This is a genomic window from Alcanivorax sp. HI0044, from assembly GCF_001634945.1.
The window spans coordinates 1-546 of the sequence record NZ_LWEZ01000032.1 but is presented as its reverse complement, the minus strand read 5'-3'; the positions used below and the strand labels follow the sequence as shown (position 1 = coordinate 546).

At 58.1% G+C, this 546-nt stretch carries 1 protein-coding gene and 1 pseudogene; both read right to left on the bottom strand.

Annotation, left to right across the window (positions count from 1 at the left end; genetic code table 11):
- A pseudogene (locus tag A3730_RS00360) lies at positions 1-251 on the bottom strand (chemotaxis protein); the annotation flags it as partial.
- Positions 252-309: 58 nt separating this feature from the next.
- A partial coding sequence (locus A3730_RS00355) for a chemotaxis protein CheW (protein WP_197477201.1) occupies positions 310-546 on the bottom strand: 237 nt, incomplete at its 5' end.

Sequence of the window (546 nt, the reverse complement as noted above, 5' to 3'; positions counted from 1 at the left end):
AATTCGAAGGCGTCGGCGTTACCGGCGGCCGCTTCCAGGGCGTTTTTGGCGATCTGCTGGGAAATTACCCGCATTTCGGAAGCGCGGGTAATGTTCTCCTGCGCCTTGTTTGCCGTGGTGGCGGACAGCAGGAAGTTGGCCAGTGCCAATAGCACAAAGATGGCAAGGCCCACATAAAGGGCAATATTCAGCGTGCCGCCGCCTGAGCCCCCCCGCAATTTTTCGAACAATGCTCCCGAATTGAACTTCATAGTCTGGCTCCTGGCCTGGCGTTCACTCTTCTTATATTCCCCGAGTTGTTCTATGCCGTTAGCCGGTACGGGCTACCTGCATAAAACGCGGGTCCTCTGCCAGCCGGGTGAGGCTGAACACGGACCAATACTCCCCTTCCCGTCGGTAGGCCCCGCGCACAAAGTTCGTGACGCTGGTGTCGCTGACCGGCAGTGATTCCACAAATTCATCAATGGGAAAATGTTGCATCCCCAGTACCTCGTCCACGGCCATGCCGGTGTAGAGGTCGTCCTGGTCCAGCACCAGCAGCCGGCG